A 19,550-nucleotide genomic window follows, 5' to 3' on the forward strand; every position below is an offset into this window, starting at 1 on the left:
GAAAAATCTCAACCTCGTTTTTTTATTTACAAAATATTATGCTTTTATTGATTATTTACAAACTAAACTGATGCATTCTTGAATATGATTTCCTTTTTCAATTTCGTCTGCAAAACCAAGAGCATAGTCAGCATAACTAATGATACTTTCACCACGACTATTTAGCGTTAATTGTTCTCCACCAAGAATATATTCCCCTGTGCGTTCACCATCTGCTTGGAAATCAGCTGCTGGACTAACAAATGTCCATTTGACATCATTACGTTTTCGAAGAACATCAAGTGCATCCGTTTGTGCTTTAGCAAGTGCATAGTATTCTTTCGGAAAATCCGGAGTCTCTACCAATTGAACTGTTAGCTCTGGATCGACATATAAGCTACCCGCTCCACCAACAACTACAAGACGAGCATCTGAATTAGCCATGATATCTGATAAGTGATTAATCACTCCAACATGCAGATGAAGAGTTTCAGAAGCCCATGTTCCGAATGCACTAACTACAACTTCAAAATCAGCTACATCTTCCTTTGTGATGTCAAATATATCTTTTTGAATATATGTTTGCGCTTTTGAAGCATTTGTTTCTCCACGACTAAAACCTGTGACATCGTATCCACGACCTACAAGCTCTTCTACGATAAGACGAGCTACACGACCATTTGAACTAATTACTGCAACTTTTGACATTATTTTTTCCTCTTTTAACATTATTTTTCCTCCAAAAATTCATCTATTAGTTGTAACCTCTATTATTACAACTCACAATTACAGTATAGCAAGTTTTAGATGTAATGTCAATAGTTACAACAAAAAAGTTGTAACTTTTTTTGTTACCGGAAATGTGATATAATTAGTATAAGAAAATTAAAGAAGGAAGAAAAGATGTCATATTCTACACGATTAGCTACTTCAGTTCATATCCTACTAGCTATATATCATTTTGAAAATAAAGAGAAGGTAACTTCTACTTTTCTTGCTGATAGTATTCAAACGAACCCTGTAATTGTCCGCAATTTATTAGGAAAATTACAAAAATCTGGATTGGTAAAAGTTGAAACTGGAGTAGGTGGAGCTCATTTAGCGAAAAAGCCAGAGGAACTTACTCTCTGGGATATTTTTTTAGCTGTTGAAGATCCTCATAAAACTATTTTTAAACCACATGATGATACCAATCCAAATTGCGAAGTTGGGCGTGTTGTTCACGCTATTCTTGACCCCCGTCTAAATGATATTCACAACCAATTTCTACAATCATTAAAGGCAATTAATTTAGCCTCTCTTATTACAGATATGGATAATAAAATCGCACAAAACTAGGCCAAAACTCTTTTTTATAAGGAGTATGCTTTCTAGCATTTTATAGTTACTAAAAAGTATCTAAAATTTAGAAGTGATACTAAGTTTAAAAACATATCATAGAAAAAAAGCTTATAAAATCAATATTTCTGAGATTTAAAACTAATAATGTTAGACTCAAAATCTAGCGATGGCAACATCGTGCCGGTTCGACCCCGGCTGCTGGTATAATAGTTAAGACAAGGTTTTTAGGCCTTGTCTTTTTTTTTTATTTCATCCTTTATCTTATAGCATTTTATTAATATAATTTTAATATTTTCACCCACTATTTTGCTTTACAAGATACTTTTACTATGATACTATTATGTATAACAAGATAGTGTAAATTTATAATTTTTATATTAATAATAAAAGCTCAGGAAAGGAGGATAAAAATGGAAATTAACACTTCTCAAATACTAAAAGGTACATTAGAAGCATGTATTTTACAATTAATAAAAAACAATGAGATGTATGGTTACGAAATTACTGAGCAACTTTCCAATTACGGTCTAGATATGGTTGCGCAAGGTACTATCTATCCTCTTCTTTTAAAATTAGAAAAGGAAAATATGGTCACTAGCTATTTAAAGGAAAGTAACTCTGGACCTCCTAGAAAATATTATTCAATTACAAAAAATGGTGAAGAGTATATAACCTCATTTAAAAATGTATGGGGGAATATAAGTACTACAATAACAAAAATTTTAGAAAATAAATAACGTCCACAGGGAGAAATTATTATGAACATCGCTGATTTAATAAAACAAAATAACGAACTTAGATCTCAACTTAATAAAAATAATAAGAAATATTATGAAGAGCTTTTAGTCGCTTGTCGAATGAAAAATAATACAAAAAATGAATCTGCTCTAGAAATTCAATTGCTAGAAATATTACAAGATTTGATTCTATATCAAAAACAAGGAAAAAACTTTACCGATGTTTTTGGAAATGATATAAACAAATTATCTTCATCAATAATCGCTGAACTCCCAAAAGAAAACAAAATGAAAATATTTAGATTTTCTCTAGTTTATCTTTTAATTTTAATTATTAGTTCTTTGGCTCCTTTTATATTTACTAAAACTATCAAACCAATTTTAACAATATTATCTATAATCTTATGGGTATTAGGTTCATTGATTTGTTTATACATACTAATTTATAAAAAAACAGAGAAAAATAAATGGTTTATTTATATATCATCACTAATTATCTTTGAATTATCATTTGTCCTAATACCTATTCTAGATAAATTGAAAATAATTCCAGACTTTCTTTCTCTAGAAGTAACAGTATCAACTAACATCTTATACCTCTATGGAATTTTTAGTGCACTTTCGTGCATATACATTTTTTTAACTTTCAAAAAATACTATTCTAAAAAGATATAGTAAACTAGCTCGATTATTCAATTGGTCGAGCTAGTTTTTATAAAAGTTCACCTTGTAGAAATAATTTTACTTAATGAATAACAAATTTTCTCTTGAATAATTTTTTTAAACCTGTTATAATAATAAAACATTATTTTAGGAGAGAAGCCATGAATAACTCAATTTTTGATAAATTAAAACGTGCCGAGCAAGGCGCAAAACTTAGTATTCTATCATATTTGTTGTTGACTGTTTTAAAACTTGGAGCGGGTATATTCTTTAAATCATCGGCTCTTGTTGCTGACGGTATTAACAATGCTACCGATGTAATCTCATCAGTTTGTGTTCTTATCGGTTTGAAAATTTCTAGAAAACCAGCAGATGAAGATCACCTTTACGGTCACTTTAGAGCCGAGCTTATATCTACATTAATAGCTTCATTTATTATGCTATACGCTGGAATTGAAGTAGTAATGTACGCGATAAAAAAAATCATCTCAGGAACAATTGAAAAACCTAGCATACTATCTGCAGTTGTAGCATTTATAGCTAGTGTAATTATGCTTGGGGTATATTTCTATAATATTCGTCTAGCTAAGAAAATCGGGAGTAAATCCCTAAAAGCTGCAGCTCTTGATAATCTAAGCGATGCTTTTGTTTCTATCGGAACACTAGTCGGAATCATCGCTACATATTTTGGTCTTCCTATCGCTGATTCAGTAGTCGCAATTATAGTTGGATTACTTATTATTTACACAGCAATTAGTATTTTCAAGGAATCTACACATGTTCTTACAGATGGAGTAGATACAGAGGTAATAGATAAAGTTAACGATATTGTAAATGATATTAATGGCGTTACTTCGATAGTCGATACGAAAGGTAGAACTCATGGCTTACTATACTTTATCGATATCACCGTTACTGTCGAACCGTCACTAAATGTTAAACAAAGTCACGACATTACCGTAAAAATCGAAAAGGCATTATCTAAAGAATTTTATTATTGTGAAACTTTAGTACACTTAGAACCACATGGTATTACTTGTCACTCACATTAAAATATTTCTAGATGGAATTATACTTCTTTTAACCAAGGTTATTTCTAGTATAATTTCATCTTTTTTACTATAGCGATGTTTGACAAAAACAAATACTAAAAGTATAATTATTGTACATATAAAAGTATTTACCACTATTAATTATCTTTTAATTAAATAGCTTAAAATATACTTAAATATAAAATTGGAGTTTTAAATTTATGACACACGCAAAAGCAATATTCTTCGGCGAACATGCCGTCGTTTATGGATATAAAGGTATAACTATTCCTCTTCCACAGATGAACGTCGAAGTTATATTAGAAGACACAGAGACAATTCAACAACGTGATAAAATTTTAAGTTTTATCGCTGATACATGTGGAATTGATAAGAAAACAAAAATTAATATTACTAGTACCATTCCTGTGGGCCGTGGGCTAGGATCTTCTGCTGCGCTGAGCATAGCTATTGCACGTGCCAAAAAACTCCCAAATGTAAGAGAAATTGCAAATAAATGCGAAAAATTTATTCACGGCAATCCAAGTGGTATAGATGTTAATCAAGTACTTAGTGATACTCCCCTTTTATTTTCAAAAAAAGAGGGAGCTAGTGAATTGGATTTTGATCTAAATAGTTATTTACTAATTATCGATACAGGAGTTGTTGGAATTACTAAAGAAACTCTAAAACATATAGCGGATAATTATGATAAATATGAAGGATATATTGCTGAATTAGGTGGAATCACTGATTTAGTAATCGAACCGTTAAAAAATAAAAATATCGATCTTGTTGGACAATATATGTACAAAGCTCATGATTTACTGCGCAAACTTGGAGTTAGTCACGCTAGTAACGATGAGGTTGTGGAAATTTGTAAAAATAACAATGCAGTCGGTGCCAAACTAACTGGTGGTGGCGCTGGTGGTTGCTGCATTAGTCTTAGTAAAACAAAAGAAAATGCATTAGAAATTCAAAATGTATTAAAAGAGAAAGGATATTCATCATGGATAGTTACAGTTTAGGTTATGCTAACATTGCCTTAGTTAAGTACTGGGGGAAAAAATCTAAAGATCCTGTCTTACCTTATAATCCTAATATTTCTTTAAGATTAGACAATCTTTTATCAAAAACAAAAATCGAAAAAAACGATAATAATATTGATGAATTTTATATTAATGACGAAAAACAAAGTCAAGAAGAAGTAGATAAAATGATTAAATTCATCTCTAAATTCACACCAACTAATCGTGAAGCTATAACTATAAGAAGTTATAATACAGTGCCTACTGCTGCAGGACTTTCTTCAAGTTCTAGTGGTACTATGGCTTTAGTTCTTGCTTGTAATGAATATTTCAAATTAAACAAAACTACTAAAGAATTAGTCGAGATAGCTAAAGAAGGATCTGGTTCTTCTTGTCGAAGTTTTTATAAACTTGCTGCATGGCTTGAAGATGGGAATGTTGAAGAATTAGAGTGTTCTTTAGATTTTGGAATGATGGTTCTTGTAGTTAATGAAGATAGAAAGAAAATTTCTAGTCGTGTAGCTATGGAGCGCTGTGTTCAAACATCAACAACATTCGATGCTTGGGTTGAAAAAGCAAAAAGTGATTTCGTATTAATGAAAAAAGCTTTAAAAGAAGCTGATTTCGAAAAAATTGGAGAAATTACAGAAAATAATGCTTTAGCTATGCATGCTACTACATCTACATCAACTCCTAGCTTTTCATTCTTAACCGAAGAGAGTCATATAGCGATGAATATTGTTAAAGAACTGCGTTCTAAAGGCTATAGATGTTACTTCACTATGGATGCTGGCCCAAATGTGAAAGTACTTTACTTAAAGGAAGATCAAGATAAATTACATGAGGAAATTTCAAAATTATGGAAGAAAAAAATAATTTTGTGCATGGAGTAGCCTACGGTAAGCTCTATCTCGCTGGTGAATATGCGATTTTAGAAGATTACGCTTCTGCACTAATAACAAGTGTTCCTAAAAAAATTACAGTATTTGTAGAAGAAAGTGATGAAACTACTATCTTTGACACAATCAATAAAACTTCTGTTGGTCTTCTTGAAGATAATAGTAACTTCACACTAGTTCAACAATTTATTCTATTTTTAACAGAATATACAAATAGTAAAAAGACTTTTGCTCTTACTATTTACAATGAACTTCACAATGACGATAAAAAATACGGTTTAGGTTCGTCTGGAGCTGTTCTTGTAGCTATAGCTCGCGCTATATTATCATTTGAAAATATAGGTTATAGGGATCAAACTATTTTCAAATTAGTTGCCCTATTCAATATCAAACACAATCTAAGTGGATCTATGGGAGACGTTGCTGCGAGTATTAATGATGGTATTACATATTACGAGAAATTCAATGCCGAATTCGTTAATAATATGATACGTCAAGACAAATCTATTAAAGAAATAATAAACTCAGATTGGGATGGACTTCGTATTGAGAAAGTTCATACAAAAGCTGATTTAAGCATACTAGCACGTTGGACGGGTGAAGCTGTAGATACGAAAGAACACGTAAAACTGTGGAAAAAACATAAAGATAATTACAAAGAAGAATTTAAAGTTTTTGTAGAGACTTCTAATACTTTAGTTAAAACTTTAAAAGAGAATTTAGCAGAAACAGATGCATCAAATGCTCTTAATACGATAAATAAACTTAGAGAAAATCTATTATATTTAGAAAGTTTCTCTAAAATACCAATGGAAACAAAAGCAATGAAAAACTATATAGAAAGTCATTCTGCTGGTAAACAGAGTGGTTCTGGTAGTGGTGATATTGTATTAGGATTCGAGAAAAATAACGATAAGTATCAGCTACAGCTGAACTTAGAAAAACTATAGTATACTACGAAAGGATTAATTATGAGAAAAAAAGATCATATTAGATTAGCACTTGCTGATAAAACAAAAGTAACTAGCTTAGACTCATACGCAATTGATTACAACAGTATCCCCCTTTTCGGATTAGATGATGTGGATACTTCTACATCAGTTTGTGGGGATCGTTGGGGATATCCATTCTTCATCAATGCTATAACTGCTGGTGGAGAAGATTGTAATAAAATCAATCAAGACTTTATGGAAGTTAGTGAAAAATGTGGAATTAAATTTTTCCCAGGATCATACTCTCCTGCTCTTAAGAGTAAAGAGGACGAAGAAGCTTATCCAAAAGGCTATTCAGTAAACTTAGGCTTGGATAAAGACCCAAAACTTGTTTTAAAAGCAATTGAAAAATCACAAGCAAAATACATTCAACTTCATACTAATCCTCTTCAAGAAATCATAATGCCAGAAGGAGATCATAATTTCGAAAGTTGGTACTCTAACCTAAAAGAAGTTAGCTCTAAGTCTCCGATTCCTGTAATTTTAAAGGAAACAGGCTTTGGTATGAATGAAGCTACTATTAAACTAGCTATCGACTTAAATATCCCTGCAGTTGATATCAGTGGAATGGGTGGAACAAACTTCGCAAGAATCGAAAATGGACGAAGAACTGATAAATCAACTTATCTAGAAGCAATAGGATATACTACCGCAGAAAGCCTAGAGATAGCCTATGCTTATAAAGATAAAATTGATATTATCGCAAGCGGTGGTATTCGTAATCCTCTTGATGTTGTGAAATGTCTAGCTTTAGGTGCTAAAGCAGTTGGTGTTTCTAAAATATTCTTAGAAATTCTTGTGAACGAAGGAAAAGATGCTCTGATTCAAGAGATTGAAAAATGGAAAAAAGAAGTTAAATTCTTAATGATTTTAATGAATGCTAAAAATATAGCTGAATTAGATAAGAAAATAAGAAAAGTAGAATTTTAAAAAAAGATTCCATCCATTTAGGGTGGAATCTTTTTTAAGTTTAATCTGTATTTTTTTACTCAACAATTCTAATTTTGAGTCTCTTCTTTTTCTTCTAATGTTGCTATTCTTTTAATTGCTTTATTTAAATCGTCTTGTATACTATTGATTTTTGTTTTATTTTTTTGATTCTCAGCAATTAGATACCAACATGAAATTAATAACATAATATTTAAACAGATAATTGCAAACATACTATTCTCCTAGTAATTATAATTAAAATAAGAATAACACAATTTCTCTCTTTTAACAAGAGCAGTCATATTCCCTATATAAAAAAACCTCATCTTAAGATGAGGTCATTATTTCTAAATAAATCTAAAAGAGGGAAAGTTTTTAGATTTTATTAATAAATTGCGTTTTTATTATCAATTATTAATATTTACGTTTTCTAGCCGCTTCAGATTTTTTCTTACGACGAACGCTTGGTTTTTCATAAAACTCACGTTTACGAACTTCTTGGATAGTTCCGTTTTTAGAAACAGCACGTTTGAAACGACGTAGTGCATCTTCTAGTGATTCATTTTTACGAACTACAGTTTTTGACATTGGATTTCCCTCCCTCCGATACTACAAAATCTTAATTTAATACTTAATTAAATGTTTAAGATATAAAATAAATACAAAACATTTAATCAATAAGACTGCTTTTAAGCAATCTACTTACATATTGTATTATATTCTTACGTTCTTGTCAACCTTTAATAGCAATTTATTAACATATTTCTACGAAAATAACCTTTTCATTTGTTCATTGATGATACTACTTTTCAGATAACCACTTTTTAAATTCTTCAATAAAATTAGCATATCCTTCTTTATTATTGTGACTTGGCACTTGAGCTAAGAATACTTGATTTGGCAATTTTGTTTGACCTTTTTTAGTTATAAGAATAATAGCTTTTTGCTGAGACGCATTTTTAAACATCTCATCAGGTAGAGTAATTACCGCATTTAAGTTAATTTCTTCTTCTAAGAATTTCTTAAAATTATCTTCAAGTTCTAGAACCTTTTTAGGTACTACTAATACCCCTACCCCATTATTATTCAAGTAATTCGCAGCTTGCTCGATGAATAATAAGGCATTTAAGCTATATCCTTCAGCACTGCAAAGTTTATAATTTAAGCTATTATCTTCATCAGCATAGTAGCCAAAAGGCACATCACTGATAATTACATCTTGTTTTTTAATATTTAAAGGCTTAAGAGCATCTTGGTTAATGATCTCAACATTAGTTTCTAATAAATTGAAAATATTTTGTTGTAATTTTGCATAATTATTATCAACATCTACAGAAGTTAGTTCATACTCTCCTTTTGATAAAGCCGATAAATTAATTAAGAAGTTTCCACTTCCACTAGCAAAATCAGCTACAGAAATTCTCTCATTATTGTATAAACACTCTAAAATATGAGATACATACATCGTTATAACTTCTGGTGTGATGTCATAACTTGGGTTATTCAACTCTTTAAGAGCTTTTAAAAGTAAAAACTGATAGGCTTTCTTAATGTCTTCTTTAGAGAAATTGTCTACAATATCAAAATAATCTTCATCATTCTCCAAAGCTAAGTAATTCACTAAAGAGTCAAAATACAACCCTTCGCCTTTGTTCTCTTCTACCTGTTTATCTATCTTAAAAAATAATTTTTCTAAATCTGACATGGTTCCTCCTATATATTATTTTTTAAACAAGTCAAATAAATACCCTTGTTTTAATATTTCTAAATTAAAAATATTGTCTATATGTCCAAAAGCTTCAGATAGAGGATAACGTGCTGTATGCCAGCCTTGTCCATCAGTTACCCATGAAAAACTTACATCATCTTTAGCTGTTTGAATTAATTTGCTTAGTTCTGTAAATTCTCCAGAGACAGATTTCAGTTTACTTCCACCTCCGCCATAGTAGTTAGTTTCAATAAGCCATACTTTATTTTTTTCTTTTGAAAATACTGCAATATCGAAACGACGTTCCGATTTATCTACGGGTACTTCAATTCCCCAAGAGCTTCTTATATAATTTGCTGTTGCTTGAGCCTTATAAACTAGATTTTGTTCAATACAAATTTTTTCTACATTACGCTCTAATATATTCTCCATTGTCGTACCACTACGATTTTTTCTCGCATTACTATCTAAACCAGCTTCTACACCATAAACATAATCAACTAATGAACGATTCGCATCTTTTTGTAAAAATTCTAAAAGACCTGCATCTTTCATGAAATCTACATACTTTTCTAATTGACTATTATCAATATTTTTGAAATCTAGTTGGTAAAAATTCATAATATCATCTACATCAAAGAATAATATATCTAAAACTTTTTCTCTACTGGCTATTAAACTAGGAATAGCTTTCAAAAGCTGTGGTTGCTTTTGAAATAACCTTAAAGCCTCACTATAAATACTTTCTTTTCCTATTAAATAATTTAAAGTGTGTAACTCTAATTCAAATGCTTTTGTTTCTCTTCTTACTTTATCCCAATTCACATAATATTCTGGGGTTCTATTAGTGACTGATAATGTGGAAAAGAAATAATCTAATTTGTCATTAACGTGACTAGATAAATATTCACTAAACTTCATCTATACATTCCTCCTCTATCGGCAATCCCAGCGCACTTAATGGTATATAGTTGAAATAATATCCACAACCTACTAAAATAACATAATCTAATACATCCTTGTATTTTCGTTGTGAAAACCATTCTTTCTCTAATAAATAATAGTATTTAACTTCTTTATTTAATGGAGAAAATAGCTTTCTATATTGTTTTAATTTAAAATCACAAGTTTGTAATTTCTCATCTACACTACCACTCCCACTTTGAGTTTTCTTCTCTATTATAAATACTGTATTTTTTTCTATCACAAAAATTGCATCATCTGGCAATAATTTACTAGATATTATTTCAGTATAGTCGTAACCATCAATTTCATCAAAATACCTATATAAACCTTCTTTTCTGTAAATTCTAGCTACTTCTTCTTGTTTATATAATACTATCCATCTAGCTGATTTTTCTTCTGAACGTAGCTTTTTCCCTATTACGACTTTTCCTTTTTTTCTAGAAGTATCAAAATCACAATTTCTCACTTCGTAATTCTTTAATTTAGAAATAATTTCTTTTAAATCTGTCTGCAGCTCAAATTCCAAACCAGTCTTCGTATTTACTCCACCTATTCCGTCTTTAATCATTTTACTGCCTCCAATCTTCTTTTAGCAATATCTAAATATTCTTCTTTAAAATCTATTCCTACAAATTTACGACCTAATCTTTTAGCTACAACTCCTGTTGTTCCACTCCCTACAAAAGGATCTAAAACGTAATCCCCTTTTTCTGTACTGGCTAAAATAATTCTTTCTAATAAGTACTCAGGTTTTTGAGTAGGATGTTTTCCCGCCCATTTTTCACTAATTTTTGTCAAAGACCCTGTCCAAACGTCTTTCATTTGCTTCCCATTATTTATTTTTCTCATCAAATCATAATTATAGTAATGTCTAGATTTCTTATCAGATTTCCTAGCCCATAATATAGTCTCTGTAGAATGTGTAAAATATCTGCAGGATAAATTTGGTGCAGGATTAGTTTTTTGCCATGTTATATTATTTAAAATTTTAAATCCTTCTTGCTCTAAAGCCATTCCCACTGAATAAATATTGTGTAATGTCCCTGAAATCCAAATCGTTCCATTTGGTTTTAAAACCCTCTTAGCTTTTCTTATCCATTCTCTATTAAAGTTGTGCTTTTCTTCAAAAGATGAGATTTTATCCCAATCACCTTTATTAACAGAGACTACTTTACCTCCAGAATTAGAAAATCCATCATTACTTAAAAAATATGGTGGATCAGCAAAAATCATATCGATACTTTCACTTTTAATTTTTTCGATAACCTCAAACGTATCACCTAAAGCAAGTGTACAGTTATCTTTTTTATAATATATATCCATAATTATCCTCCCTTAATAATTTGTAATTATGACTTCTTTTACTATCCCTCTACTACTAGATTTCCCTCCATTGGTTCTAGTTACATCTACATAATGTATATTAAATTCTCTATACAATTCTATCGTTAACTCACTCGAAGAATTTGACACCATAACCTTTACACCTTTTTCTGTTAATTTTTTAACTGTATCTCGTAAGCGAACTTGATCTTCATAAGAAAATCCTTCATGAGTATATGATGTAAACGAGCTAGTTTCATTTAAAGGAATATACGGTGGATCAAAATAAACAAAATCTCCTTCTCTTACTGTATTTAAACTATCTTCAAAATCTCCACTTAAAATTTTAATTTCATTTAGATTTAAGTAATCACTAATACTGTTGATTAATTCTTCATCTACAATTTTAGGATTAGAATAATTCCCATATGGAACATTAAATTGATTTTTTGAATTAACTCTGTATAATCCATTAAAATCAACTCTCAACATGTACATTATTCGAGCTGCTCGCTCTATATCTGATAGATTACTAAAAGTATCTAATCTATCTAATCCTCTTATCTCTAAATAATACTCTTTACTATTTCTTTCTTTATGCTTCCTTAGAACCTCAATTAATTCCTTAGGATTATTTTTTATTTGAATATAACAATTAATTAACTCTTCATTAAAATCGTTAATAGTCGCATTTTTAGGAGCTAATTCAAAAAATAGAGCTCCTCCTCCTATAAAAGGTTCGTAATAATTATTATAATCTACCGGTAATAACTCTTTTAGTTTAGGAAGTAACTTTCGTTTCCCTCCTGTCCATTTTGTAAATGGTTGTAATTTTTCTAATTTATCATTCATAATTTAATTATATCACATCTTCCTATTTTATATAAATCAACAATTTAAATTCTAATATTTTACTATTATAACCTAATATTACAAAAGAGTGAATATTTTATTATTAAAACAAATATTATTTTCATAAAGCTTCATCTCTAACAAAATTCTCGTGTGATTTTTTACAATCTCGTACGATTCTCGTGTGTTTTTCATAAGGTTTTATTTTGTTTCCTCATATAGAAAATAGCTTTAAATCAACATTCTCCATCACAACACTTAAAATAATTCTCGTGCGATTTTTTACAATCTCGTGTGATTCTCGTGTGTTTTTTATAAAAATTTATTTTATTCATACTTACAAAAAAAGCTTATTAATATAATTCTCGTGCGAATTCATGTGATCCTCGTGCAGTATTTTACATTTACCTATTTTCTCTATAAAACAAAAAATAAACAAAAAAGATTTACATAATCAAACACTTTGCACTTGATTATATAAATCTTATTTTAATATTTCTAAAGGTAAGCTAAAACATCAAAACTTCTGTTTCAACATCCTTACTCAAATACCTTTATAAATCTTTTTTGAACTTTATCACAGGTATATCCAATATGTTCATAGAATTTATGTGCTTCTTCACGTTTCAAGGCAGAATTTAACCTAATAAAACTAATATTATTGTCTACGGCATAGTTTTCTAACTTACTCATAAGTTTTCTACCTATTCCCCTACCTTGAAAATCAGGGTTAACAGCGAGCCCTAGAATATTTAATCCTAAATCGCTATAAAAGCTTTCATACATTTGAGCATGAACAAAACCAATAATCTTCCTTGTGCTTTCATCTTCATAACCGATAATAATATGTTGATTTTTATCATTAGTTAATTTTTCTATCTGTATTTTTACATTTTCAATATCTACATCGTAACCTAATGCTACTTTGCAAATTTCTGCTACTTCTTGTGTATCTTCTATATTTATTTCCCTAAACATATACTCACCTTCTAATTTCATCAAATATTTAATGTGCAACTTAAATTATTCTATTTTATCACCTAAAAACATTGATATATCAAGCTTTTAATTTTTTTACAGCTGATTTTTTACTTTAACATGCAATTTACTGCAACTTAAATTATTCTATTTCATCATCTAAAAACATTGATATATCAAGCTTTTGATTTTTTCACAGCTAGATTTCCACTTCAAAGTGCAACTTACTGCAACTTAAATTATTCTATTTCATCATCTAAAAACATTGATATATCAAGCTTTTAATTTTTTTACAGCTAATTTTTTACTTTAACGTGCAACTTACTGCAACTTAAATTATTCTGTTTTATCTGCTAAAAACATTGATACATCAAGCTTTTCACTTTTTTACAGCTGCATTTTTATTTTAACATGCAACTTACTGCAACTTAAATTCTAATCTACTTCGCAACTTCTATTAAAGCTTGTTTAACTAAATCGAATTCTCTTGTACGAAGTGTTCTCATATCAAATATTAATTCGTTGTCTTTAATACGTGTAATAATAGGTATTTCTACTTCTAAAAGTCGACGTTCTAATTCTGTAGCACTTAGTCTTGGATGTTCTAATTTTACCACAACACTTTCTAAGTAACTTGCTGGATAGCTTCCGCCACCGACTTCTGCTTTATCTTCAGCTATTGTAATCTTGAAGTCTAAGTCACTAAGTCTTGTTTTTAGATCCTCTGCTTTACCAAATAAACGTTCTTTTGATAATGAAATCATATGTAATGTAGGAATGTGTTCTAATGCCTCTTTTTCATCTAAGTATAGTTTTAATGTAGCTTCTAATGCAGCTAAAGTCATCTTATCTACACGTAACGTACGAGTAAGTTGGTTCTTTTTCATTTTTTCTATATATTCTTTCTTACCAACGATAATACCTGCTTGTGGTCCTCCTAGCAGTTTATCACCGCTGAAAGTTACTATATCAATACCACTATCAAGCACTTCTTTTACAGTTGGCTCATAAGGTAATCCATATTTAGAAAAATCAACGAACTGACCGCTTCCTAAGTCATTTATAGACACTAATTCGTTCTCACGTGCAAGGTAAGATATCTCTTCATTAGATACTTCTTTAGTAAATCCTACAATCTTATAGTTACTAGTATGAACTTTTAACAACGCTCCTGTATTGTCATTAATCGCGTTCTCATAGTCTTTTAAGTGTGTTTTATTCGTAGTCCCTACTTCGATAGGTGTTCCACCACTTAGTTTAATAATCTCAGGAATTCTGAATGCTCCACCGATTTCTACCAATTCTCCACGAGAAACCACTATTTCTTTATCTTTAACTAACGTATTTAATGTTAATAATACTGCTGCAGCGTTGTTGTTAACTACAAGTACGTCTTCTGCACCTGTTAATTTTTTGATAATATCAATAAGGTGAACATAACGACTTCCTCGTTTCTTATTGTCTATATCGAACTCAAGATTAGAATAGTTAAATGCTACACTCTCAATATTTTCTTTAATCTTCTGACTTAATAAACTACGGCCTAGGTTTGTATGTAATATTGTCCCAGTTGCATTTATAACTCGGCGTAAAGAATTTCTATCTTCTTTTTTCACTATTTGTGTAACTTCTGCGACTATTTTCTCTAAACTTGGAACTTCGAATAATTCTTCATTTAGTATTTCTTGTTTAATTCTATCAATATAGTCTTTTATCGCTGATTTCACCGCAACTTCTGCATATTCATTTATCAGTTCTTTTACTTCATCTAATAATAAAATCTTATTTATTGCGGGAATTTGTGATAACAATTGTTTTGACATAATAATTCTCCTAAATTTCTTTTGCTAATGTTCTAATAGCGTTGATAGCATAGTCTACCTCTTCTTCTGTATTCATACTAGAAAAAGAAAATCTTACTATACCTTGTTGTTTCGTTCCCAATACCTCATGCATCAACGGGGCACAATGTGCTCCAGGTCTAACTGCAATATCATATTCTTCAGCAAGAACATCTGCAACATCCGAAGCTGAAATACCTTTGAAATTCAACGAAACTACTGCCGTACGTTCTTTCGTAAAATCTCCATAAAACTCTAAACAGTCTAAGTCTTTTAATTCATTATAAAATTTATTTGCAAAGTTCATCTGTTTTTTATAAAGATTTTCTATTCCCTGTTTATTTATATATTTTATTCCCTCATGTAAACCTAAGATTCCCGCAGTGTTCAGTGTTCCCGCTTCTAAGCGCAATGGATATTCTCCCGGATGCTTCTCATCGAAAGTTCTAACTCCACTCCCACCAACTTTAAATCTCTTGATTTCAGGTTCTCTAAGCCTTACACATAATCCACCAATACCTTGTGGTCCATATAAACTTTTATGCCCAGTAAAACATAGTACGTCTATGCCTAATTCATCCATATTAATAGGTACTACTCCTGCTGTTTGCGAGGCATCCACAACTGAAATAATATTGTGTTTTTTACAGATAGCAGCAACTTTTTTCAAATCTACTATATTGCCTGTAACATTTGAACCATGAGTGATAGCAATCATTTTTGTATTAGGTTTGATGGCTTTTTCTAGTTCTTCATAGTCGATTAATCCTGTTTTACCAGCTCGAACAACCGTATAGTCACATCCAATTGTTTCATGAGCTAAATAAATTGGTCTTAATACTGAATTATGTTCCATAGAAGTCGTAATTACATGATCTTCTTTTTCTAATAATCCTAATATAGCAATATTTAGACTCTCTGTAGAATTACTTGTAAATACTACTCTATCTTCATCTTTCATACCAAAAAATTTCGCAATATCACTTCTTGCTTCAAACACTTCACGAAATGCATTATTTGCTTCATAATAACTACCTCTTGAAGCATTAGCGTATCTTGCCGATGATAACACTTCATATACTTTGTCAGCAACTTCTTTTGGTTTTTTTAGTGATGTTGCACCATAGTCAAAATAATAACTCATACCCCTTACCTTATCTAAGTCACTTTTTTTATTGACTTAACTCCCTTCATAATTATTTTTCGATAATACTCGATAATTTTCTACACGTCGAGTAATACCTAGTTTGTCTAAATACTCTAAAATTGCCATTGAATATTTTCTGCTAGAACCAGACATATCTCTAAATTCCGCTAAGCCCATTTGATCATTTGTTTTAAAATGTTCTTCTACTTTTTGAATAGCTTCTTTTAATACATTAGCATGTAATACTAAATCAGCATCTAATCTGACTATTGTATTGTCGATTAGAGATTCTAGTATTTCAACCTTCGGTTTTTCTCCGTTTGTTAAATCTTTAATAGTCGGTGGTGTAAATCCTCCTTCTAATAAGGCCTTCTCTATTCTTTCTTTTTCTGCTAACTGTTTCTTATCGTAATTAACTACGAAATCTTTTTCGGCTATTAAGTTACCTTCTAATCGAATCTCGTTATTTGCTATAAATAAATCGAGCAACTCTAATGTTTCTTTTTGAGAAAGTTTAAACTTAGAAAGTACTTCAATCTTAGGAATACCAACTTTTAATTTAAATTTATTGTGATATTCTACTAATAATTTTTTCAGTTTTTCTAATACTTCTTCGTATTTTTTCTTATGAATATAACCTAACTTTGTCTCATAAACTATAGCTGTTTCTATTAGTTGTGCTATTGATTCCACTATCTCTTCTTCTGGAAGTTGTAAATCTTTTATGATACTGTCTTTTGAAACCAAATAGTTATTGTGAGATAGTATATAATTAGCTATTAAATCTGTCGAATTTCCTTCAAGTTGTACTTTTAGTTTTTCAAGAATTTCTTCATTAAATCTTCTATGTTTGTTAGGACTAGCATCTAAAATCACTCCTCCACCAATTGTGATCATCGGTGAATAAGTACGAATGATGAACTTGTCATAATTTTTAACCGCTATTTCATCTTCTAATCTAAGTTGTGCAAAACTACTCTCTCCAGCTTTTAATAAGTCTGTTCCAAGTGGTACAACCCTTGCCATAACTTCTTCAGTACCTATATATACACGCACCCTATCCCATAGTTCAAGATTAGCTCTCTCATCATTGATTAATTTAATCTCACTATCTAACATATAAGTCTTCGTTAACGAATCTACTGTTGCAAGAGTATCTCCACGTTTTACATCATCAAATTTTATATTCGCTAAGTTTATTGCTGTCCTTTGCCCTGCATAAGCCTTATCTACATCTTTTGCGTGGACTTGAATATTTCTAACTTTTGTTTTAATTCCTTTTGGATAAATAACTAGCTCATCTCCTACATTCACTACACCTTCTGTAAGCGTTCCTGTAACAACTGTTCCAAATCCTTTTACCTGGAATGAACGGTCGATATTTAATCTAGCATTTTTCTCTACATTTTTAGCTTCAATATCTTCTGTTTTCTTATCAATTGTTTCTAACAGATTGTCTAAACCTTTTTTACTAATTGAATCTACTTCTATAATAGGTGAGTTCTCAAGAACTGTTCCAGCGATAAATTCTCGTATATCTTCTTTTACAAGTTCACGATACTCTTCTTCAATTAAGTCTATCTTCGTCATTACAATAATGTAATTCTCAATTCCTAGTAACGTTAATATATCAATATGCTCTTTCGTCTGAGGCATTATACCTTCTCTTGAATCAACTAGTAATAATACTAAGTTTATTCCACTAACTCCAGCTAACATATTTTTAATAAATTTTTCATGCCCTGGAACGTCAACTACACCACATCTTTTTCCACTTGGTAGGTCAAAATAAGCAAATCCAAGATTTATCGACATTCCTCTATCTTTTTCTTCTTGCGTAGTATCAGTTTCAATTCCACTTAGAGCTTTTATCAAAGTTGTCTTTCCGTGATCTATATGCCCCGCAGTCCCAATAATTACATTGTTGTTCATTCAATTCACCTTTACATATTATATTAAGAATAGAGATTACGCGAGAGAATTTTTCTAAATAGATTTTCATCGTTCTCCATAATAACCTCTATTCAAAATTTTATTTTAATTTATAATCTTTTAATTCTGTTATAATTCTTTTGATTCCAGCTTTTCTAGAATAATACAAACCACGATATTCGATTTTCTCATCATCTAACATTCTTACAACATTATCAAAATTATCCCAAGCTGTTTTTAGCATAAATCCACAACCAACACCTATAGATGGATGTGTTGGAATAAGAGACGCTCCCATTTCTCTTTCTAGACAAATGTTGTCAGCTTTTATTGAATCGTGTGTACTATTAAAAACTACTAATCCTTCTTCTACCATGTTTCCTCCTACGGTTGAATTACTCTATTAGCTTTTCTCATGTCTTCTACGATGAAGTACATGTTTGTTGGATTTCCAACCGCTAAATCAATATTGTGGTAGTCAATACATGCACCACAGCAAACTATCTCTACTCCACCTTCTTCTAGTGTTTTTAGCTCTTCTAGTACGTGGCTTCGAGTTTTATCTACTAAAATTCCACCATTATTGTAGAAAATAATTTTTTTAGGAAGAACTTCTTGTTCACCTAAAGCATAAAGATATGCTTTAATTAATCTTTTACCTAGTTCTTCACTACCATGTCCCATCTGATCTTTGTTAATCACAACGATATAGCTGTCATCTTTAACTACTGGTAAAGCCTCTAATTGCGGAGTTTCTTCTCTTGTAATTTCAACTTTGAAGCCACCTTCAATATCAGAAACTTTAAACTCATAACTATTTTTATCAGCAAATTTTCTAAGACTTTCTACACTATCTTCAGCTTTTACTAATAAAGTTACTTTTGTATCTTCTTCTAGTGCACGTGTAGCTTGAGTTACAGGAACAACGCATTTATCACACAATGTATCCACTACTACACCGTCGCTCGCTTCTCCCTTAGAAATAGTGACGATATATTTATCTTTTGCTTCTTCTTTCACTGAGAAATTGAAGCCTAATTGTGTAGCCATTTTTTCTAAGTTTTGAGTAGCTATAACATTGTCTACGATTGTTTCTACTACATCATTCTCCAACAATAATTTTTTTGTTTGAATAACTGGCAGTGGACAGGCCAAACCCTGTGCATCTAAAATTTCTTTTTTCATACTTATATTCTCCTTTTA

At 30.5% G+C, this 19,550-nt stretch carries 22 protein-coding genes; 8 read left to right on the forward strand and 14 right to left on the reverse strand.

Annotated elements, in window-relative coordinates:
- Positions 1–51: 51 nt before the first annotated feature.
- The gene (locus RWL85_RS00470) at positions 52–708 is read right to left on the reverse strand and encodes an NAD(P)-dependent oxidoreductase (RefSeq protein ID WP_314083761.1); all 657 of its coding nucleotides are present in this window, start codon (positions 706–708) and stop codon (positions 52–54) included.
- A gap of 174 nt (positions 709–882) precedes the next feature.
- Here RWL85_RS00470 and RWL85_RS00475 point away from each other — a divergent pair, with 174 nt between their 5' ends.
- From RWL85_RS00475 to fni, 8 genes are all read left to right on the forward strand, one after another.
- On the forward strand, positions 883–1,317 hold the full coding sequence (locus tag RWL85_RS00475) for an Rrf2 family transcriptional regulator (protein WP_314083763.1): 435 nt from the start codon (positions 883–885) through the stop codon (positions 1,315–1,317).
- A 413-nt stretch (positions 1,318–1,730) separates the two neighbouring features.
- Positions 1,731–2,057 carry a PadR family transcriptional regulator gene (locus tag RWL85_RS00480; protein WP_314083765.1) on the forward strand — a complete coding sequence of 109 codons (327 nt, stop codon included), beginning with the start codon at positions 1,731–1,733 and terminating at the stop codon, positions 2,055–2,057.
- Between the two features lie 21 nt (positions 2,058–2,078).
- Positions 2,079–2,732, forward strand: a complete 654-nt coding sequence (locus RWL85_RS00485; RefSeq protein ID WP_314083767.1) for a hypothetical protein — start codon at positions 2,079–2,081, stop codon at positions 2,730–2,732.
- Positions 2,733–2,881: 149 nt separating this feature from the next.
- Entirely contained in the window at positions 2,882–3,772 is an 891-nt protein-coding gene (locus RWL85_RS00490) for a cation diffusion facilitator family transporter (protein WP_314083769.1), read from the forward strand.
- A gap of 200 nt (positions 3,773–3,972) precedes the next feature.
- Positions 3,973–4,779 (forward strand): mevalonate kinase, encoded by an 807-nt coding sequence (mvk, locus tag RWL85_RS00495; protein ID WP_314083770.1) that lies wholly within the window; start codon positions 3,973–3,975, stop codon positions 4,777–4,779.
- On the forward strand, positions 4,761–5,672 hold the full coding sequence (mvaD, locus tag RWL85_RS00500; RefSeq protein ID WP_314083771.1) for a diphosphomevalonate decarboxylase: 912 nt from the start codon (positions 4,761–4,763) through the stop codon (positions 5,670–5,672). The genes mvk and mvaD overlap by 19 nt, the downstream gene beginning before the upstream one ends.
- Complete coding sequence (locus tag RWL85_RS00505) at positions 5,639–6,628, forward strand: phosphomevalonate kinase (protein WP_314083773.1); 990 nt, start codon at positions 5,639–5,641, stop codon at positions 6,626–6,628. The genes mvaD and RWL85_RS00505 overlap by 34 nt, the downstream gene beginning before the upstream one ends.
- 21 nt (positions 6,629–6,649) lie before the next feature.
- Positions 6,650–7,600 carry a type 2 isopentenyl-diphosphate Delta-isomerase gene (gene fni, locus RWL85_RS00510; protein WP_314083775.1) on the forward strand — a complete coding sequence of 317 codons (951 nt, stop codon included), beginning with the start codon at positions 6,650–6,652 and terminating at the stop codon, positions 7,598–7,600.
- Between the two features lie 68 nt (positions 7,601–7,668).
- Here fni and RWL85_RS00515 read toward each other — a convergent pair whose 3' ends face one another.
- From RWL85_RS00515 to yedF, 13 genes are all read right to left on the reverse strand, one after another.
- Entirely contained in the window at positions 7,669–7,833 is a 165-nt protein-coding gene (locus tag RWL85_RS00515; RefSeq protein ID WP_314083777.1) for a cytochrome C biogenesis protein, read from the reverse strand.
- Between the two features lie 181 nt (positions 7,834–8,014).
- Positions 8,015–8,188 carry a 30S ribosomal protein S21 gene (gene rpsU / locus RWL85_RS00520; protein WP_003147339.1) on the reverse strand — a complete coding sequence of 58 codons (174 nt, stop codon included), beginning with the start codon at positions 8,186–8,188 and terminating at the stop codon, positions 8,015–8,017.
- A 214-nt stretch (positions 8,189–8,402) separates the two neighbouring features.
- Positions 8,403–9,305, reverse strand: coding sequence for a class I SAM-dependent methyltransferase (locus tag RWL85_RS00525; RefSeq protein WP_314083779.1), 903 nt, complete (start codon positions 9,303–9,305; stop codon positions 8,403–8,405).
- A 15-nt stretch (positions 9,306–9,320) separates the two neighbouring features.
- Positions 9,321–10,229, reverse strand: coding sequence for a type II restriction endonuclease (locus RWL85_RS00530; RefSeq protein ID WP_314083781.1), 909 nt, complete (start codon positions 10,227–10,229; stop codon positions 9,321–9,323).
- Positions 10,219–10,842: a hypothetical protein gene (locus tag RWL85_RS00535; protein WP_314083782.1), complete on the reverse strand. Its 624-nt coding sequence runs from the start codon at positions 10,840–10,842 to the stop codon at positions 10,219–10,221. Before RWL85_RS00535 ends, RWL85_RS00530 begins: the two co-directional genes overlap by 11 nt.
- The gene (locus RWL85_RS00540; RefSeq protein WP_314083784.1) at positions 10,839–11,597 is read right to left on the reverse strand and encodes a site-specific DNA-methyltransferase; all 759 of its coding nucleotides are present in this window, start codon (positions 11,595–11,597) and stop codon (positions 10,839–10,841) included. The genes RWL85_RS00535 and RWL85_RS00540 overlap by 4 nt, the downstream gene beginning before the upstream one ends.
- 12 nt (positions 11,598–11,609) lie before the next feature.
- On the reverse strand, positions 11,610–12,449 hold the full coding sequence (locus RWL85_RS00545) for a DNA adenine methylase (protein ID WP_314083785.1): 840 nt from the start codon (positions 12,447–12,449) through the stop codon (positions 11,610–11,612).
- Between the two features lie 540 nt (positions 12,450–12,989).
- A complete protein-coding gene (locus tag RWL85_RS00550; protein ID WP_314083786.1) occupies positions 12,990–13,448 on the reverse strand; it encodes a GNAT family N-acetyltransferase in 459 nt (152 codons plus the stop codon).
- 419 nt (positions 13,449–13,867) lie between these two features.
- On the reverse strand, positions 13,868–15,250 hold the full coding sequence (selA, locus tag RWL85_RS00555; RefSeq protein WP_314083788.1) for an L-seryl-tRNA(Sec) selenium transferase: 1,383 nt from the start codon (positions 15,248–15,250) through the stop codon (positions 13,868–13,870).
- A gap of 10 nt (positions 15,251–15,260) precedes the next feature.
- Entirely contained in the window at positions 15,261–16,412 is a 1,152-nt protein-coding gene (locus tag RWL85_RS00560; RefSeq protein WP_314083790.1) for an aminotransferase class V-fold PLP-dependent enzyme, read from the reverse strand.
- A 36-nt stretch (positions 16,413–16,448) separates the two neighbouring features.
- A complete protein-coding gene (gene selB, locus RWL85_RS00565; protein ID WP_314083792.1) occupies positions 16,449–18,347 on the reverse strand; it encodes a selenocysteine-specific translation elongation factor in 1,899 nt (632 codons plus the stop codon).
- 100 nt (positions 18,348–18,447) lie between these two features.
- On the reverse strand, positions 18,448–18,723 hold the full coding sequence (locus RWL85_RS00570; RefSeq protein WP_314083794.1) for a DUF3343 domain-containing protein: 276 nt from the start codon (positions 18,721–18,723) through the stop codon (positions 18,448–18,450).
- A gap of 8 nt (positions 18,724–18,731) precedes the next feature.
- The gene (gene yedF, locus RWL85_RS00575) at positions 18,732–19,532 is read right to left on the reverse strand and encodes a sulfurtransferase-like selenium metabolism protein YedF (protein ID WP_314083796.1); all 801 of its coding nucleotides are present in this window, start codon (positions 19,530–19,532) and stop codon (positions 18,732–18,734) included.
- Between the last annotated feature and the right edge of the window lie 18 nt (positions 19,533–19,550).

The organism is uncultured Gemella sp. (assembly GCF_963515875.1).
In the GTDB taxonomy this organism is placed as follows: domain Bacteria; phylum Bacillota; class Bacilli; order Staphylococcales; family Gemellaceae; genus Gemella.

What these genes read in the sequence shown, in the direction of transcription:
- RWL85_RS00470 (WP_314083761.1), bottom strand. Translation starts at nt 708, where the DNA reads ATGTTAAAAGAGGAAAAAATAATGTCAAAAGTTGCAGTAATTAGTTCA.
- RWL85_RS00475 (WP_314083763.1), top strand. Translation starts at nt 883, where the DNA reads ATGTCATATTCTACACGATTAGCTACTTCAGTTCATATCCTACTAGCT.
- RWL85_RS00480 (WP_314083765.1), top strand. Translation starts at nt 1,731, where the DNA reads ATGGAAATTAACACTTCTCAAATACTAAAAGGTACATTAGAAGCATGT.
- RWL85_RS00485 (WP_314083767.1), top strand. Translation starts at nt 2,079, where the DNA reads ATGAACATCGCTGATTTAATAAAACAAAATAACGAACTTAGATCTCAA.
- RWL85_RS00490 (WP_314083769.1), top strand. Translation starts at nt 2,882, where the DNA reads ATGAATAACTCAATTTTTGATAAATTAAAACGTGCCGAGCAAGGCGCA.
- mvk (WP_314083770.1), top strand. Translation starts at nt 3,973, where the DNA reads ATGACACACGCAAAAGCAATATTCTTCGGCGAACATGCCGTCGTTTAT.
- mvaD (WP_314083771.1), top strand. Translation starts at nt 4,761, where the DNA reads ATGGATAGTTACAGTTTAGGTTATGCTAACATTGCCTTAGTTAAGTAC.
- RWL85_RS00505 (WP_314083773.1), top strand. Translation starts at nt 5,639, where the DNA reads ATGGAAGAAAAAAATAATTTTGTGCATGGAGTAGCCTACGGTAAGCTC.
- fni (WP_314083775.1), top strand. Translation starts at nt 6,650, where the DNA reads ATGAGAAAAAAAGATCATATTAGATTAGCACTTGCTGATAAAACAAAA.
- RWL85_RS00515 (WP_314083777.1), bottom strand. Translation starts at nt 7,833, where the DNA reads ATGTTTGCAATTATCTGTTTAAATATTATGTTATTAATTTCATGTTGG.
- rpsU (WP_003147339.1), bottom strand. Translation starts at nt 8,188, where the DNA reads ATGTCAAAAACTGTAGTTCGTAAAAATGAATCACTAGAAGATGCACTA.
- RWL85_RS00525 (WP_314083779.1), bottom strand. Translation starts at nt 9,305, where the DNA reads ATGTCAGATTTAGAAAAATTATTTTTTAAGATAGATAAACAGGTAGAA.
- RWL85_RS00530 (WP_314083781.1), bottom strand. Translation starts at nt 10,229, where the DNA reads ATGAAGTTTAGTGAATATTTATCTAGTCACGTTAATGACAAATTAGAT.
- RWL85_RS00535 (WP_314083782.1), bottom strand. Translation starts at nt 10,842, where the DNA reads ATGATTAAAGACGGAATAGGTGGAGTAAATACGAAGACTGGTTTGGAA.
- RWL85_RS00540 (WP_314083784.1), bottom strand. Translation starts at nt 11,597, where the DNA reads ATGGATATATATTATAAAAAAGATAACTGTACACTTGCTTTAGGTGAT.
- RWL85_RS00545 (WP_314083785.1), bottom strand. Translation starts at nt 12,449, where the DNA reads ATGAATGATAAATTAGAAAAATTACAACCATTTACAAAATGGACAGGA.
- RWL85_RS00550 (WP_314083786.1), bottom strand. Translation starts at nt 13,448, where the DNA reads ATGAAATTAGAAGGTGAGTATATGTTTAGGGAAATAAATATAGAAGAT.
- selA (WP_314083788.1), bottom strand. Translation starts at nt 15,250, where the DNA reads ATGTCAAAACAATTGTTATCACAAATTCCCGCAATAAATAAGATTTTA.
- RWL85_RS00560 (WP_314083790.1), bottom strand. Translation starts at nt 16,412, where the DNA reads ATGAGTTATTATTTTGACTATGGTGCAACATCACTAAAAAAACCAAAA.
- selB (WP_314083792.1), bottom strand. Translation starts at nt 18,347, where the DNA reads ATGAACAACAATGTAATTATTGGGACTGCGGGGCATATAGATCACGGA.
- RWL85_RS00570 (WP_314083794.1), bottom strand. Translation starts at nt 18,723, where the DNA reads ATGGTAGAAGAAGGATTAGTAGTTTTTAATAGTACACACGATTCAATA.
- yedF (WP_314083796.1), bottom strand. Translation starts at nt 19,532, where the DNA reads ATGAAAAAAGAAATTTTAGATGCACAGGGTTTGGCCTGTCCACTGCCA.